This window comes from Neptuniibacter marinus (assembly GCF_001597725.1).
GTDB classification, from domain to species: Bacteria; Pseudomonadota; Gammaproteobacteria; order Pseudomonadales; family Balneatricaceae; genus Neptuniibacter; species Neptuniibacter marinus.
Window position 1 is genome coordinate 1 of sequence record NZ_LUTR01000095.1, and the last position, 251, is coordinate 251.

The following is a 251-nucleotide window of genomic DNA, read 5'->3' on the forward strand; positions in this document are numbered from 1 at the left end:
AAGTGACAAACTTGTAATTTTATCGTTGAATGAAAGTATATCAGTATCAATCACTTTGTAGCCTGATATATAAAGTTCATTAAGGTTTGGGTAGACATCTAACAACAATTTTAAATCAATTTTATTTTCATGATAATTTCTAATTTTAGATAGATCATCATATATATAAGGTTCTAGGTTAACAGATTTTCGAGTATTACCTTTTAATTCGAGACTTTTCAAATTTTCATTAACTTGTGTAAAAGACAATT

The 251-nt window shown here is 25.1% G+C and carries 1 protein-coding gene; it reads right to left on the reverse strand.

Annotated elements, in window-relative coordinates; all coding sequences use genetic code 11:
- Positions 1-251: hypothetical protein (locus A3774_RS17085; protein ID WP_231868009.1), on the reverse strand; the 251-nt coding region annotated here is incomplete at both ends.